Source organism: Arthrobacter sp. GCM10027362 (assembly GCF_042679445.1).
GTDB lineage: Bacteria > Actinomycetota > Actinomycetes > Actinomycetales > Micrococcaceae > Crystallibacter.
This window is the reverse complement of sequence record NZ_JBHTML010000101.1, coordinates 1-14,347: the sequence shown is the minus strand read 5'-3', so window position 1 is coordinate 14,347 and position 14,347 is coordinate 1. Positions and strand designations below refer to the sequence as shown.

Here is a 14,347-nt window from a genome sequence, read left to right as displayed (position 1 = left end):
CCCTTCTCCACGGCGTTGCGGGCCAGCAGTGCGGCCGCGAGCATCACCGAGGGGTTGGAGGTGTTGGTGCAGGAGGTAATCGACGCGATCGAGACCGCGCCGTGGTCCAGCACGAATTCGCGCCCGTCGGCCATCTTCACCGGCACCGGCTTGCTCGGCCGGCCGTCCGCGTTGGTAGCAGCGGAGTGGCGCACGGTGGAGGTCATGGCCGGAGCGTCGGAAGCCGGGAAGGTCTCCTCCAGCGCCTCGTCCAGGGCATCCTCGGCGGCCGCCTTGACGTAGCTGCCCAGATCCTTGCGGAACTGTTCCTTGGCCTGGGCCAGCTCGATGCGGTCCTGCGGACGCTTCGGGCCGGCGATGGAGGGAACCACGGTGGACAGGTCCAGCTCCAGGTACTCGGAGAAGCGCAGTTCGCGGGCCGGGTCGTGCCAGAGGCCCTGCTCCTTGGTGTAGGCCTCGACCAGGGCGATGTTCTCCTCGGAACGGCCGGTCAGGCGCAGGTAGTCCAGGGTCACGTCGTCGATCGGGAACATGGCGGCGGTGGAACCGAATTCCGGGCTCATGTTGCCGATGGTGGCGCGGTTGGCCAGCGGCACCTGGGCCACGCCCTCGCCGTAGAACTCCACGAACTTGCCCACGACGCCGTGCTTGCGCAGCATCTCGGTGATGGTCAGCACCACGTCGGTGGCAGTCGCGCCGGCGGGAATGGAACCGGTGAGCTTGAAGCCGACCACGCGCGGGATCAGCATGGAGACCGGCTGGCCGAGCATGGCCGCCTCGGCCTCGATGCCGCCGACGCCCCAGCCGAGCACGCCCAGGCCGTTGACCATCGTGGTGTGCGAGTCGGTGCCCACGCAGGTATCCGGGTAGGCGCGCAGCCGGCCCTCCACCTCACGGGTCATCACGGTGCGGGCCAGGTACTCGATGTTTACCTGGTGCACGATGCCGGTGCCCGGCGGCACGACCTTGAAGTCGTCGAATGCGGTCTGGCCCCAGCGCAGGAACTGGTACCGTTCCCCGTTGCGCTGGTATTCGATTTCCATGTTGCGCTCGAGTGCGCCGGCGTTGCCGAAGACGTCGATCTGCACCGAGTGGTCGATGACCAGCTCGGCCGGCGCCAGCGGGTTTACGCGCTTGGGGTCGCCGCCGAGGTCCTTGACCGCCTCGCGCATGGTGGCCAGGTCCACCACGCAGGGCACGCCGGTGAAGTCCTGCATGATCACCCGGGCCGGGGTGAACTGGATTTCGGTGTCCGGCTGGGCCTCCGGGTCCCAGCCGGCCAGCGCGCGGACATGCTCCGCGGTGATGTTTGCCCCGTCCTCGGTGCGGAGCAGGTTCTCCAGCAGGACCTTGAGGCTGAACGGAAGGCTCTGTGCGCCTTCGACGGAATTCAGCCGGAAAATTTCGTATTCGGTGCCGCCGACGTTCAGGACGCCTTTGGAACCGAAGCTGTCCACATTACTCATAACAGGACTCCTCTCGCCACACTTCATCTTTGTCCGGGCATAATGCACCCGCTAGTTAGGCATTCCTAACTATGACGCCTCGTCAGAGGAGGCCCGCCGCGGCGCTTCGCGCAGCCTGCGGCAGGCCGATACCGCCGCTGCCCGGCCGTGCCGGTTCATGCGCAGCGGGCACGCCCGAACCACTCCAACCCATCCTAACGGCGGGCGGTGGCCGGAAGCCGGAGGCTGGCAAACGATTCCATGTGGTGCGTATGCGGGTACAGGTCGAACACGCGCAGCGTCTCCAGTTCCCAGCCCAGGGACAGGAAGTACCCGAGGTCCCGGGCGAAGGAGGCCGGATCGCAGGCGACGTAGCCGACCACGCGCGGGCGCAGTTCGTCCACCTGCCGGACCACCGCCCGGCCGGCCCCGGCCCGCGGCGGGTCCAGCACCACTGCGTCCAGGCCCGATCCGGACCGGCCCCGGCGCGGCGGGAACCGCGAGCGCAGCACCCGGTCCACCTTGCCCTGGACAATCTCCACCTGTGGGGCGGCGTGCAGGTTCTTGCGCGCGTCCCGGCTGGTGCCGGGGGCACCTTCCACGGAGAGCACCCGGCCGCCCTCCCCCACCGCCGCGGCCAGCGGCGCGGTGAACAGCCCGGCCCCGGCGTAGAGGTCCGCCGCCTGCCCGCCTGGTTCCGGCCGCACGCCGTCGAGCACGGCCCGGGTGAGGATTTCCGGTGCCTGCCGGTGGATCTGCCAGAACCCGTCGCCGCTGACCCGGAATTCGTGGGCGCCGCAGCTTTCGAGCACCCAGGTCCGGCCGCGCAGCCGCGTCAGCCGCGCCGGTTCGGGTTCCCAGGCCGCCACCGACACCGTCTGGTTCGGGGCGATTGCCGCGGCCACGGCGGCGAGCCGGCGCGGCGTGGTGCCCGTTTCCGGGATCAGCAGCACCAGCGGCGTGCTGCCGTTCGCCGGCGCCGCAACCTCCACCCGGGCCACCCCGGCCAGATCCACCTCCCAGAGCTTCAGCGCATTGATGGCGTCCACGGCCAGCGGCATCTGCCGCACCGGGATCAGCTCCTCGGAGCGGTGCGCGTGCATGGCCAGGCGCCCGGCCGCGTCCACCGCAAAGCCGGCCCGCGTGCGCCAGCCGAGTCCGCCGTCGTGTTCTTCCTGCGCCGGTTCCACCGTGACGGCGCGCTCGACGCCGGCCAGGCGCCGCAGCTGCTCGCTGAAGACAGCGGCCTTGATCCGGCGCTGCTCATCCAGCGCGATGTGCCCGAACTCCGCGCCGCCCACCGGTGCCCGCCCGGCCCCGGCCGCCAGCAGCGCATCTGCAGGCTGCCACGGGTGCGCCACCCGGTGCCCGGAGGGCTCGAGCACCCGGACGGTGTCCGCGCGCCAAAAGCCGGCGTCCGCGCCGCCGTCCGTGACCCGGGCCAGCACCCGCTCGCCCGGCAGCGCATGGCGGACGAAGACCACCCGGCCCTCGTGCCGGGCCACGAAATGCCCGCCGTGCGCGGGGTTGCCGACGGTCAGCTCGAGCAGCTGTCCCCGGGTGTCCGGCGTGGTGGTTGTCGGTTCTGCCATTCAGCTAAGCTCCTGGTATCTGCGGACGGCGTCGGAGGAGGCCAGCTGCCACGGCACGCTGGCCACCATCACGCCCGGTTCGAAGTGCAGGCGGGTCTTGATCCGCAGCGCGGTCTGGTTGTGCACCAACTGCTCCCACCAGCGGCCCACCACGTATTCGGGGATGTAGACCACCACCAGATCGCGCGGGGACTCCCTGCGGATGTTCTTGATGTAGTCCAGGATCGGCGTCGTGGTCTCCCGGTACGGCGAGGCCAGCACCGTGATGGGCACCGGGATCTTCAGCCGCTCCCAGTCCGCCAGCGTGGCCGCCGTCTCCGCCGGATCGATGTCCACCACCACGGCGTCCAGCCGCGAGGGGCGCGAGGCGCGCGCGAAGGCCAGTGCCCGCAGCACCGGCTTGCGCACGTGCGAGACGAGGATGACCGCGTGCACCCGGGAGGGCAGCGCGGTGGCCGGATGCTCCGGGTCCACGGCCAGTTCCCGGCTGAGCCGCTCGTAGTGGCGGTTGATGCTGTACATGGCCAGCGACAGCACCGCGATGCCGAGCACTACCAGCCAGGCGCCGAAGACGAACTTGCTGGCCAGCACCACCACCAGCATGGTGGCGGTGAACACGAAGCCGATGAGGTTGACCAGCCGGGACCTTCCCATCCGGTAGCGCACCCGGCGGTGCGGCGTGGCGCGCATCTGGCGTCCCCAGTGCCGGATCATGCCCAGCTGGCTGATCGTGAAGGAGACGAAGACCCCCACCACGTACAGCTGGATCAGCCGGGTGACATCCGCGCGGAAGAGCAGCACCAGGACCAGGGCGGCCCCGGCCAGGGTCAGCACGCCGTTGCTGTAGCCGAGCCGGTCCCCGCGGGTGCGCAGCTGCCGGGGCAGGAATCCGTCGGTGGCCAGGATCGAGGCCAGGGCGGGGAAGGACCCGAAGGCCATGTGGCCGGCCAGCGCCAGCACCAGCACCGTGGCCGCCAGGACCAGGTAGAAGAGCGGATGGCCGGGGCTGAAGACGGTGCCGGCCAGCTGGCTGAGCACGGGCATCTGGAAGTAGTCCGCCGGCACCGGAGCGCCGTCCAGCCGCAGCTGCTCGGCCGGCGACTGCACCACCTGCACCCGCGTGAGCCGGGCCAGGTAGAGCACGGACATGGTCATTACGGCGGCGGCCAGGCCGAGCGCCACCAGCGTGGCGGCGGCGTTCTTCGCCCGGGGCGGCTGGAAGGAGGAAACGTTGCTCGCCGGGGTCTCCACACCGGTCAGTGCCGCCGCCCCGGTGGAGAAGGCCCGCAGCACCAGCAGTGCCCCGGCGATGCCGGCGAGCCCGGCCTCCAGCCCGGGCTCGGGCACGATCTCGAATTCGGCGCTCGGGGCCAGGCGCAGGCTGCCGGTCAGGCCCTGGATGAATCCGACGGCGCACATCAGCAGCACGGCCGCCATAAAGACATAGGTGGGAGCAGCGACGCCGCGCCCGCTTTGGCGCACCCCGCGCAGGCTCATCAGGGCCAGGATTCCGACGCCGGCGGCGGCCACCGCCGGCTGCCAGCCGTGCAGCGCGGGGACCGCGGAGGCCACGTAGTGTGCGGCCGAGGACATGGACACCGCCACGGTCAGCACGTAGTCCAGCATCAGGGCCGAGCCGACCACGATCCCGGCCGGCTTGCCCAGGTTCTCCGTGGCGATCTGGTAGTCCCCGCCGGACGAATAGGCATGCACGCTCTGCCGGTAGGAGGCCACGATCACCAGCAGGACCACGATGACGGCCAGCCCGACCCAGGGCGAGAGCGCCAGCGCGGCGACACCGGCCAAGGCCAGGGTGAGCAGGATCTCGTCGGGCGAATAGGCCACCGAGGAGAGCGCACTGGCCGAGAAGAGCCCGAACGCCTCCCGTTTGGGCAACGACTGCGGCTTCAGCCGCTCGCTGCGGAACGGCCTGCCCACAAGCAGCCGCTTGAGCGCATCAAGAAATGCCAGCACGTCCGGTACTCCCCTGCCCGGGCGGCCGGCCGGCCGGGCGCGCTTGTGCGTACGTCTTCATCAGGATTCGAGTCTAGCGTTCGCCGCCTCCCCGCGGGCACACCGGCCAACAGGCCGGGTATCGCGGGACACCGCAGGGGATATTGTTGCTTGTGTAGGCAGAATAACGGCTGAAGCGGTGCGGAGGAACAGTCGCCGATGGCGCACTTTGTGATCATGGGATGCGGGCGCGTGGGCGTCATGCTGGCCCACACGCTGGACGATTCGGGCCACAGCGTGGCCGTCATCGACCAGGACGACCGTGCTTTCCGCCGGCTGCGCAGCGGCTTTTCGGGACGGAAGGTCACCGGCGTCGGCTTCGACCGGGACACGCTCCGGCACGCCGACATCGAGCACGCCTATGCCTTTGCCGCCGTCTCCAGCGGCGACAACTCCAATATCCTGGCCACCCGCGTGGCCCGCGAAACCTTCCATGTTCCCCACGTGGTCGCGCGGATCTACGATCCCGGCCGGGCCGAAATCTACCAGCGCCTGGGCATTCCCACGGTGGCGGCCGTGCGCTGGAGCGCGGACCAGGTGCTGCGCCGGATCCTGCCCGAGCAAAGCATCAACGGGGACTTCCGGGAGGCTTCCGGACGGCTGATCCTGGGCGAAGTCTCGCTGCACCAAGGCTGGGTAGGGCACAACTTCGCCGAGGTCGAGGCCGCCTCGGGCGTGCGGGTTGCCTACCTGACCCGCTTCGGCGAGGGGATGCTGCCGACCCCGGATACCCGCTACCAGCAGGGCGACATCGTCCACGCCATGATGTACGTGGACAACACCGCAGAAATCAGCCGCGTGCTGGCCAAACCGCCGGCCAAGGAGTCCGAATGAAAGTTGTCATCGCCGGTGCCGGCAGCGTGGGGTCCTCCATTGCCCGGGAACTGCTCTCCAACAACCACGAGATCCTGCTCATCGATGAAAAGCCGGAGGTGATCGGCCGCAGCGGGCTCAAGGGCGCCCGCTGGCTGATCGGCGACGCCTGCGAAATAACCACGCTGCGGGAGGCCAGGCTCGAGGAGGCCGACGTCGTCGTCTCCGCCACCGGGGACGACAAGGTCAACCTTGTGGTCTCGCTGCTGGCCAAGAGCGAATTCGGCGTGGCCCGTACGGTGGGCCGGGTGAACAACCCGAAGAACGACTGGATGTTCGACGATTCCTGGGGGGTGGACGTGGCCGTGAACACCCCGCGGCTGATGACCGCGCTGGTGGAAGAGGCCGTGGAAATCGGGGACGTGGTGCGGCTGCTGACGCTGCAGACCGGGGTGTCCTCGCTGGTCGAATTCACCGTGCCGCAGGATTCGGCGCTGATCGGGCGCACCCTGGGCTCCATCGACTGGCCGCACGACAGCACTGTGGTGGCGATCCTGCGCGATGATGCGCCGATCACACCCAGTCCGGACGATGTCATCGAGGCCCGGGACGAACTGTTCTTCATTACGACCATCGCGGCCGAGGACGAGCTACGCCTGGTCCTGGCCCCCCGGACCGGGAACGGCTCCCCCGGCACTCCCGTTGCCGGTCCCGCCGTTGCCGGCGAGGGTCCCCGCGGGGCGTGAGACGAGCCAGGCCAGCCACAGCCCGAGCGCATACAGCGGCAGGCCCATGATCAGGCGCGTGGTGCCCAGGGCCACCACGTTGTCGGACAGATACAGCGGCACCTGGACGACGAGCCGCAGTGCCAGCACTGCGACCAGGATCCAGGTCGCCACGCTGTAGCGGCGGATCCGGCGGCGGTCCCGGCGCCAGTCCAGCCCCTCGCCGCGGACGAAGCCGAAAAGCAGGCCGGCGAACGGCCACCTGACGAAGACCGAGACGGCCATCGCGGCGATGTAAGCGGCATTGGTGAAGAAACCCCAGAGGAAGTAGTCCTTGGGCTGACCGGTACTGTTGGCCACGAAGGCGCAGATGGCCACGCCCACCAGTCCGGAGAAGGCCTGGGCGGCTGTGCCGCGCTGGATCAGCCTGACGAGGGTGAAGACCGCCGCCACGGCCAGCGAGCCAATCAGTGCCGGAGCCAGCCGGCCCGCGGCAGTGAAGACCACGAGGAACACCAGCCCCGGCAGGATGCTTTCGGCCAGGCCACGGACGCCGCCGATGGACTGCAGGACATCGATCCTGCCGTCCTCGCTGCGGCTGACTCCCGCCTTGGCCGCGTAGGTGCCGGCCAGTTCGCCCAGCGAGGGCTGGCCGGCCTCGGGGTCTTCGCCGGTGTCCCGGCGGGGTTCTTCTGCCATAATCTAGGCCTCCGTGGGGCTGAGGATCTCATAACGCGGGTTGTACATGGTCGGCATGCCCTCCACCGGGAACACCATGCCTTCGAAACCCAGCCGGATGCCGGCTTCGATGCCCGGCACCCGGTGCTGGCCCAGCCAGACCAGCCGAATCCGGGCGGTACCGTGGCGGTTCGGGCCCTCCCCGGTCACCACGGCGGAGAATTTCGGGGCGCCGCCGGCCGGCATGATCGTGATGGCGTCTACGTAGCCGCTGGAGGCGACCCGCCCCCGAACCGGCAGGTGCGCCAAGTCCACGCGCCCGGCCGGACGGCCGGTCCCGGGGTGGCGCAGGGGTTCAGCCAATCTCGGTGATTTCCGGTCCCCGCTCCGGTGCCGCCAGGCCGGGGGCCGGGGGCCGTTCGCGGGTCGCGCCCTTGGGCAGCCGCAGCGTGAGCAGGTCGCGCGGGGGCATCGGCGCGTCCCCGCGGACCACCACGGTGGAGCGGAACAGCTCTTCCAGCACCGTCGCCTGTCCGCGGTCCAGCGCTGCCGGTCCGCCGATGACCCCGCGCAGGAACCAGCGCGGTCCGTCCACGCCCAGGAAGCGTGCCACCCGGTATCCCCGCTGCCCGTCCGGCAGCTGCACCGGCAGCCGGGCGATCACCTCGGTCCCGAGCGGACCCTCGATTTCCTCGACGGTGCCGCCCTCCGATCCGACGGAGGAACCGATCTGCCCGCGGATCTCGTCCCACAGGCCTTCGGATTTTGGCGCGGCGAATGCCTGCATCTGCAGGCTCGAGCCGCCGTAGTCAAGGGTCACCGCCACCACGCGCTGGGTGCTTTCCTCGACCTCCACCCGCAGCTGCAGGCCCTCGCGCGGCATGATCCGCAGGGCGCCCAAGTCCAGGTAGCCGTCCGCGGAGGGCTTCTCGGACCCGTCGAACGGGCCGTTGCGGCGCAGGCCCTCGACGACGGGCTCCTCCGGGGCTGCTTCGGGGCCGCGGGCCTCGCTGTCCTCCGCCTCCGGCAGGCTCCTGTTCTTCTTCCGGCGGCCAAAAACCATAGTGGGTCCCTCTCTCCGGTTCCTCACCGGTCTGCTCAAGTGTCCGTGGCGGGCCGGGGCGGGACGCCGTATCCGCCGGTGGAGCCGAAGCCGCCCTCGCCGCGCACGGAGTCCGGCAGGTCCTCCACCAGCTGGAAGGCGGCGGTTTCCACGCGCTGGATAACCAGCTGCGCGATCCGGTCCCCGCGTCGGAAGGTGAGGGTCTCGGAGCTGTCCGTATTAAGCAGCGTCACGGCAATTTCCCCGCGGTAGCCCGCGTCCACCGTTCCCGGCGCGTTCACGATCGTCAGTCCGTGCTTCGTCGCCAGCCCGGACCGGGGATGGATCAGGGCCACATACCCGGGCGGCAGGGCCAGGGAAACCCCGGTAGGGACCAGGATGCGCTCTCCCGGGCCCAGGCGGAAATCGATCCGGGTGCGCAGGTCCGCGCCGGCGTCGCCGGGGTGCGCATAGGCCGGCGGTTCCAGGCCGTCGTCGAGCATTTTCAGCTTGACGTTGAGCGTGGGCTGTACTTGTTGCACGTCTGTTGTCGTTTCCGTTCGTGTTTTCGCGCTGCACGGGCGGATTTACCCGCACATCACTCTAGCGCGTTTGCCCGGCGCCTCCTACGAAGATGAAATGCCCCCGAAAAGGTGGAAAGCTGAAAGCTATGAGCGCACAACCAGCCCCCGCCGCCGACGGCGCGGCCACCGGACCGGCCGATCCCGTCCTCTTCGAGGAACGGCTCTGGCCCTCGGCCTGGATCTGGACCGTGGCCGCCGGCGTCTCCGCCGCCGCCATCCTGGTCTTCGCGCCCATCGACCTGCTGATCGGCTATGTGGCCGCCGGCGTCCTTGCCGTCATCCTCGCCGTGCTGCTGATCGCCTCGACGCCGCGGCTGATTGTCACCGCCCGGGAACTCCAGGTGGGACGGGCCCGGATCGAGCGGCGCTACATCGGCGCCGTCGAGGCCTTCCGCGGCGAGGATGCCACGCGCCAGCGCGGCCCGGAACTCAACGGCACCGCCTACCTGTGCATTCGCGGGTGGATCGACCCGGTGGTCAGGATCGAAATCACCGACGAGGCGGACCTGACCCCCTACTGGCTGACCTCGACGAGGCGGCCGGCACAGCTCGTCGCCGCACTGGCCGCTCCGGCACGTTCCTGACCCCGTCCGGCGGGTCCCCGTCGCTTACTCCTTCCCTTACAAGGCTTTACTTAGGCTGCTACCCCTCGCAGTCCTTGCAGTACAGCAGGCCGTCCTTCTCCCTGGCCACCTGTGAGCGGTGGCGCACCAGGAAACAGGAGGCGCAGGTGAACTCGTCGGCCTGGGCGGGCAGGACGCGGACCATCAGTTCCTCGCCGGAAAGGTCAGCGCCGGGCAGCTCGAAGCCTTCGGCCGCTTCCGCCTCATCCTCGTCTACGACGGCAGACTGTTTGCTGGAACGGTGGGTCTTCAGTTCCTCGATCGATTCCTCATTGAGGTCTTCTTCAGTCTTACGCGGCGCATCGTAGTCAGTCGCCATAATTGTTTGTTCACGCTCCGGTCGTTCGCAGTTATGAAGCAGTACTGCTCCGCATGACCCGCCGCCCGCCGGCCGTCCCCGGCGCAGCCGCGCAGATCTGTCACAACACAACGTCCTGATGCCCGATTTTGTGCCCGTAACGCGAAGATTGTGGCGTATCGGGGACGCCAATGCCAAACCGCCGGCCCGATCCGCGGCCCGGACGGCTTTATCTGCGCGCCACACCGCCGGAAAGCGTAGGAAATAGCCCCCTTCGGTGGCAGAGTTTCAGGCAGGAATTGTCGTTCAGTGGAGGGTTTTCATGCAAGATCTGCGGCTGGTGGGTGTCCATGAGGATGGTGAACATCTGCTGTTGAGCGGTGGAAGCGGAGCCACCTACCGGCTGGCCATTGACGAGGCCCTCCGCGCCGCGGCCCGGCCGGCCCCGCGGGTGCAGGCGGCCGGAACGGAGGCCGAGACGGCCCTGCCACCGCGCGAAATCCAGGCCCGCATCCGGGCCGGCGCCACCGTTGAGGAAGTCGCGGCCGAGTCCGGCGAGGAGCTGGAACGGATCCTGCGCTTCGAGGGCCCGGTGCGGGCCGAACGCGACTACATGGCCAGCCTGGCCCGGCAGGTCGAGGTCTCGTCCGCGCTGCCGGCCGCGGACGGCGGCCGCCCGGCGTTCGACGACGACCCGGCCACCCTGGGCGATATGGTCAACCACCGGCTGCGGGACTTCGGGATCGACCCGGCCACCCTGGCTTGGGACGCGTGGCGCCTGCCCGACGGAGAGTGGGAAGTGGTGGCCGCCTTCACCCTGCCGGCGGACGGCACCCCGACGGTCGGGGAGGAACCGCCTGCCCGCTGGATCTACAGCCCCACCCGCAAGACCATCCGCAATGCCAACCGCTGGGCCCAGCAGCTGAGCGAACTGGAGCCGGTGGACGGCGCGGTGCCCGCGCGCCGGCTGACCGCCGTGGCGGACCGGGTCTTCGATTTCGAGGCCGAGGGCGCGGACGAACCGCCCGCCGGCCCGGAGCAGGACACTGAGGACCGGGAGGCCGCGGACAATCTGCTCGAGGTGCTGCGCTCCCGGCGGGGGCACCGGCTGGGGGTGGACGAGGAGGCCGATGACGCGCTCGCCCTGATGCTCAACCGCGGCCATATTCCCGCGGCCCATCCGCGCGGTGTGCCCTCGGACGCCCACCCCTCCACCGGCGAACTGCCCGCTCCGGGCAGCAGGTCCGGGCACGACGACGCCGCGCGGCCGCCATTCTTCCCGCCGCTGAGCCTGGCCCCCGTGCACGGCACCCCGGCGGGCCCGCTGCAGCTGCACGGCGGCGTCAGTACCATGACACGCGAGATTACGCTCTCGGGCGAACCGCACACCGCCCCGGTACCGGCGGCCGAGGACGACCCGGCCCCCGCCGGTGAGGATAACGGGCCCGGCCAGCCGGAAGACCAGGACGCACCCTCGGACCCGGCCCCGGCGGAGGAGGTCCCGCCGTCCGCAGAGCCGGCCGAGCCCGCCCAGCGCGACGAGCCCCCGGTCAAACGTTCCGTCAAGCCCAAGCGTTCCTCCATCCCAAGCTGGGACGAGATCGTCTTCGGCACCAAGAGCGAATAGCGGGCGGCCGGCACCGGCTCAGTGCCGCCGTCGCCGGCCGCCCGCCTTCCGGCCCGTCTTGGTGCCCACCATGTGGCCGCTGGAACCGGTCCCGCCTGCGGAGGTATGGGCCAGGGTCAGCAACGGCACTTCCCGCTCGGCACGGGTCAGCGAACCGTGCTGCCCAACCTGTTCCAGTGCCGAGGACGCCACCCTGCGCAGGTCGTAGAGCGCGATCGGCTCGCGCGCGGCGACCAGCACGTCCCCGATCCGCGGCAGCACCTCCGGCTCCACCCGGCCGAAGAGCCCGTGCGCAACGGCCTCATCCCGGGTCAGCACCCAGGCCTGCCGGCCGTACGCCTGCCGCCAGGTCTGGATCAGCGCTTCCCGATGCTCCGCGGTGGCGTCCGGCTCGAAGTACAGGTGCACCATCCGCGGCTCCCCCGCCGTGTGGCGCACCCCTGCGGTCAGGGCCGGATCCGCCGAGTAGTCGATCCGGTGCTCCGGCGCCACGTCCAGCATGCCGTGGTCGGCGGTCAGCAGCAGCAGCGTGTCCGCCGGCAGGTTGGCGGCCAGCCGGCGCATGCCCGAGTCCAGTTCCTCCAACGCGTTCCCCCACTGCATCGAGCCGCAGCCGTAGCGGTGCCCGGCCTTGTCCAGTTCGTTGAAGTACAGGTACATCAGCATCTGGTCCTGGCCGGCCAGGTGCTCGGCGGCCGCGCGGGTGCGGGCGTGGCCGGTGCCGGCGGGGACGAAGGAGCCCCCGCGCAGTGCCGCCCGGGTCATCCCGGAGGTGGCGAACTTCGGCAGGCTGACCGTTACCACCGGCACCTCGGCCGCCACCTGTTCGAGCACCGTGGGGTTCGGCTGCCAGAGCAGCGGGTCCACGCCCTCGTCCCAGCCGCCCAGTTGGTTCACCACCTTGTCCTGCAGCGGATCCAGCACGTCGTAGCCGACCATGCCGTGCCGGCCGGGCTCCAGGCCGGTGCCCAGGCTGGCGAGCGAGGCCGCCGTCGTCGACGGGAAGGCGCTGCCAAGGGTGCGGGAGTTCTCCAGGCTCCCGCGCAGGAACGGGGCGTGGCCGCCGCGCTGCTTCAGCAGCGCCTTGCCCAGCCCGTCCACCATCACCACGCAGATGCGCCGGGCCTTGGGCAGGCCCAGGGCGTTGTCAAAGCGGTCCAGGCCCAGTGCGGCGGCCGCGCTGGTGAAGACGTCGGCGATGCTGTCCCGGCCGTAGCCGGGCGGCTCCGGCAGCGGCTCCCGCGCGGGCTCCTTCAGGGACTTCCCATGCCCCGGCATCAGCGCTGGTGGTGGTTGCGCGCGAGCCGGCCGCCCAGCCGCTGCCGGGACGCGGGCATGTCCGCGCTCCGGGACGGATACGGCGGGGCCGTGTTGACCTTGCGCAGCGCCCGCGCGAACGCCTTGGCGTTCTGGACCGCCTGCGGGCCGTCCGCCTCGGCGCTGACCCGGATCACGATGTCGTCCTGGACGATGGTGCCGGTGTAGCCGTGGTCCGCGTCGCACTGCGGATCGGCGCAGCCGGCCGGGCCCATGTCCACCCGCTGGCCGCCGGACCAGGCGATGGACAGGGTCAGCTCGCGGGCCAGGTCCGAGGGCTGGTAGTCCTGCGGCTGGACGTACACGTAGCTGAGCACCACGGAGCTGATCTGGCTCACCGGCACGGATTCGGTGGAGATCTGGGCCATCACCTGCTGGCCGGCCTCGTCCAGCTGCTGGTCGTCCACATGGGTGACCACCAGCATGTCCTCGGTCAGCACCAGCACGGTGATGTGGCGGTGCACCTCGTTGCGGTCAAAATGCGTTTCCAGGTGCACCAGGTGGGACAGCGGCGTCCGCTCGTCCAGCGCGTCATGCACCACGTCGGCCACCAGCAGCGGGTAGAAGCCGGCCCGGTTCAGGTCTTCGTCGAGGCTGCGGCGTGCGGAAGTCGCGGAAGGAGTCATGGTGTCCATTCTCGCAAAGGCGGCGGAGTGAACGCGAACCGGAGCCCTGGACACCGGGTCCGGCGTCAGTCCCGCATGGCCCGGCGTGCGCTGTCCGTGCGCTGGGCATGGTTGCCCAGCCGCAGGTCGGCGCTGAGTACCGTCAGGGAGTGCTCGGCCACCAGCACCGGGTTGAATTCCAGCAAAGCGATCTCCGGGTGCTCGTCCTTCATCACGGCCACCCGGGTCACCAGATCCTCCAGCGCCGCCACGTCCACCGGCGGCAGCCCCTTGTAGCCAAAGAGCTTGCCGGCCGCCCGCGGGCTGCGGACCAGGTCCGCCACGTCCACGGTGGTCAGCGGCGGAATACGGTGCGCCCAGTCCCCCAGCAGGTTCACCGCGTCCCCGGCCAGCCCGAAGGAGACCACCGGGCCCAGCAGCGGATCCTCGATGGCCCGCAGCGTGCAGGCCTGGCCCGCCGGCGCCATGGACTGCACCTCCAGCGGCACGTTGCCGAACGGAGCCAGCAGCCGGCGCATCTGCTCGATGTTGCGCCGCAGCGACTGCGCGTCCACGATGTTCAGCCGTACCCCGCCCAGGTCCAGCCGCTGGCGCAGCCGTTCGTCGGTAGTCTTCAGCGCCACCGGCCAGCCCAGCCGGTCCGCCGCGGCCACCGCTTCGTCCGCCGTCGTAAAGCCGGCCGAGGGCAGCACGCTGATCCCGTAGCAGCCGAGCAGCTCGCCGGCCTGCTCCGGGGTGGGGCGGACCAGTTCGGTTCCGCTGATGCCCTCCACCATCGCGTCGATCAGCTCCGCCGCACGGTGCGTGTGCACGCCGGCGGCGACGGCCGGCTGGCCCTGGTCCCGGGCCGCCCACTGCGTGTACCGGACGACGTCGGCGAGCGCGGCGACGGCGGCACCCGGGCTGGCGTAGCAGGGCAGCGCCTGCTGTCGCTGTCCCACCATGGCGGGTCTGCCGCCGAGCA

Annotated in this window: 15 protein-coding genes; 4 read left to right on the top strand and 11 right to left on the bottom strand. The window is 70.4% G+C overall.

The genetic code is table 11. From position 1 onward, the window contains the following. From ACFQ36_RS14225 to ACFQ36_RS14215, 3 genes are all read right to left on the bottom strand, one after another. On the bottom strand, positions 1 to 1,466 hold a 1,466-nt coding region (locus tag ACFQ36_RS14225; protein WP_377014666.1), incomplete at its 3' end, for an aconitate hydratase. A 194-nt stretch (positions 1,467 to 1,660) separates the two neighbouring features. After that, complete coding sequence (locus ACFQ36_RS14220; RefSeq protein ID WP_377014664.1) at positions 1,661 to 3,037, bottom strand: class I SAM-dependent RNA methyltransferase; 1,377 nt, start codon at positions 3,035 to 3,037, stop codon at positions 1,661 to 1,663. After that, positions 3,038 to 5,011, bottom strand: coding sequence for an APC family permease (locus tag ACFQ36_RS14215; RefSeq protein WP_377014662.1), 1,974 nt, complete (start codon positions 5,009 to 5,011; stop codon positions 3,038 to 3,040). A 198-nt stretch (positions 5,012 to 5,209) separates the two neighbouring features. On the opposite strand from ACFQ36_RS14215, the gene ACFQ36_RS14210 reads away from it, so the two are divergent. After that, on the top strand, positions 5,210 to 5,884 hold the full coding sequence (locus ACFQ36_RS14210) for a potassium channel family protein (protein ID WP_377014660.1): 675 nt from the start codon (positions 5,210 to 5,212) through the stop codon (positions 5,882 to 5,884). Next, on the top strand, positions 5,881 to 6,609 hold the full coding sequence (locus ACFQ36_RS14205) for a potassium channel family protein (RefSeq protein WP_377014658.1): 729 nt from the start codon (positions 5,881 to 5,883) through the stop codon (positions 6,607 to 6,609). Before ACFQ36_RS14210 ends, ACFQ36_RS14205 begins: the two co-directional genes overlap by 4 nt. Here ACFQ36_RS14205 and ACFQ36_RS14200 read toward each other — a convergent pair. Genes ACFQ36_RS14200 through dut form a run of 4 tightly spaced genes read right to left on the bottom strand, consistent with a single transcriptional unit; the run spans position 6,514 to position 8,850 of the window. Further along, positions 6,514 to 7,287, bottom strand: coding sequence for a DUF3159 domain-containing protein (locus ACFQ36_RS14200; protein ID WP_377014656.1), 774 nt, complete (start codon positions 7,285 to 7,287; stop codon positions 6,514 to 6,516). The genes ACFQ36_RS14205 and ACFQ36_RS14200 overlap by 96 nt on opposite strands. A 3-nt stretch (positions 7,288 to 7,290) precedes the next feature. Further along, positions 7,291 to 7,629: a hypothetical protein gene (locus ACFQ36_RS14195; protein ID WP_377014654.1), complete on the bottom strand. Its 339-nt coding sequence runs from the start codon at positions 7,627 to 7,629 to the stop codon at positions 7,291 to 7,293. Beyond that, positions 7,622 to 8,329 (bottom strand): DUF3710 domain-containing protein, encoded by a 708-nt coding sequence (locus ACFQ36_RS14190; RefSeq protein WP_377014652.1) that lies wholly within the window; start codon positions 8,327 to 8,329, stop codon positions 7,622 to 7,624. The genes ACFQ36_RS14195 and ACFQ36_RS14190 overlap by 8 nt, the downstream gene beginning before the upstream one ends. A gap of 35 nt (positions 8,330 to 8,364) precedes the next feature. Continuing rightward, positions 8,365 to 8,850, bottom strand: coding sequence for a dUTP diphosphatase (gene dut, locus ACFQ36_RS14185; protein ID WP_377014650.1), 486 nt, complete (start codon positions 8,848 to 8,850; stop codon positions 8,365 to 8,367). Positions 8,851 to 8,978: 128 nt separating this feature from the next. Between dut and ACFQ36_RS14180 the strand changes: the two genes are divergently transcribed. After that, positions 8,979 to 9,476 (top strand): DUF3093 domain-containing protein, encoded by a 498-nt coding sequence (locus ACFQ36_RS14180; protein ID WP_377014648.1) that lies wholly within the window; start codon positions 8,979 to 8,981, stop codon positions 9,474 to 9,476. Between the two features lie 58 nt (positions 9,477 to 9,534). On the opposite strand, the gene ACFQ36_RS14175 is transcribed toward ACFQ36_RS14180, so the two are convergent. After that, the gene (locus tag ACFQ36_RS14175; protein WP_377014647.1) at positions 9,535 to 9,834 is read right to left on the bottom strand and encodes a DUF4193 domain-containing protein; all 300 of its coding nucleotides are present in this window, start codon (positions 9,832 to 9,834) and stop codon (positions 9,535 to 9,537) included. Between the two features lie 301 nt (positions 9,835 to 10,135). Between ACFQ36_RS14175 and sepH the strand changes: the two genes are divergently transcribed. After that, positions 10,136 to 11,440 carry a septation protein SepH gene (gene sepH, locus ACFQ36_RS14170; RefSeq protein WP_377014645.1) on the top strand — a complete coding sequence of 435 codons (1,305 nt, stop codon included), beginning with the start codon at positions 10,136 to 10,138 and terminating at the stop codon, positions 11,438 to 11,440. 18 nt (positions 11,441 to 11,458) lie between these two features. Here the strand turns inward: sepH and ACFQ36_RS14165 are convergent, their stop codons facing one another. The 3 genes from ACFQ36_RS14165 to ACFQ36_RS14155 all read right to left on the bottom strand — a co-directional run. Next, positions 11,459 to 12,718 (bottom strand): alkaline phosphatase family protein, encoded by a 1,260-nt coding sequence (locus ACFQ36_RS14165; RefSeq protein WP_377014643.1) that lies wholly within the window; start codon positions 12,716 to 12,718, stop codon positions 11,459 to 11,461. Beyond that, the gene (locus ACFQ36_RS14160; RefSeq protein ID WP_377014641.1) at positions 12,718 to 13,392 is read right to left on the bottom strand and encodes a DUF5998 family protein; all 675 of its coding nucleotides are present in this window, start codon (positions 13,390 to 13,392) and stop codon (positions 12,718 to 12,720) included. The genes ACFQ36_RS14165 and ACFQ36_RS14160 overlap by 1 nt, the downstream gene beginning before the upstream one ends. A gap of 56 nt (positions 13,393 to 13,448) precedes the next feature. Next, positions 13,449 to 14,347, bottom strand: an 899-nt coding sequence (locus tag ACFQ36_RS14155; protein WP_377014639.1) for an acetate--CoA ligase family protein, incomplete at its 5' end; no start/stop codon positions are given.

Excerpts from the sequence above, each read along its gene's own strand:
- ACFQ36_RS14220 (WP_377014664.1), bottom strand. The coding sequence starts at position 3,037 with ATGGCAGAACCGACAACCACCACGCCGGACACCCGGGGACAGCTGCTC.
- ACFQ36_RS14210 (WP_377014660.1), top strand. The coding sequence starts at position 5,210 with ATGGCGCACTTTGTGATCATGGGATGCGGGCGCGTGGGCGTCATGCTG.
- ACFQ36_RS14205 (WP_377014658.1), top strand. The coding sequence starts at position 5,881 with ATGAAAGTTGTCATCGCCGGTGCCGGCAGCGTGGGGTCCTCCATTGCC.
- ACFQ36_RS14200 (WP_377014656.1), bottom strand. The coding sequence starts at position 7,287 with ATGGCAGAAGAACCCCGCCGGGACACCGGCGAAGACCCCGAGGCCGGC.
- ACFQ36_RS14190 (WP_377014652.1), bottom strand. The coding sequence starts at position 8,329 with ATGGTTTTTGGCCGCCGGAAGAAGAACAGGAGCCTGCCGGAGGCGGAG.
- ACFQ36_RS14180 (WP_377014648.1), top strand. The coding sequence starts at position 8,979 with ATGAGCGCACAACCAGCCCCCGCCGCCGACGGCGCGGCCACCGGACCG.
- ACFQ36_RS14175 (WP_377014647.1), bottom strand. The coding sequence starts at position 9,834 with ATGGCGACTGACTACGATGCGCCGCGTAAGACTGAAGAAGACCTCAAT.
- sepH (WP_377014645.1), top strand. The coding sequence starts at position 10,136 with ATGCAAGATCTGCGGCTGGTGGGTGTCCATGAGGATGGTGAACATCTG.
- ACFQ36_RS14165 (WP_377014643.1), bottom strand. The coding sequence starts at position 12,718 with ATGCCGGGGCATGGGAAGTCCCTGAAGGAGCCCGCGCGGGAGCCGCTG.
- ACFQ36_RS14160 (WP_377014641.1), bottom strand. The coding sequence starts at position 13,392 with ATGGACACCATGACTCCTTCCGCGACTTCCGCACGCCGCAGCCTCGAC.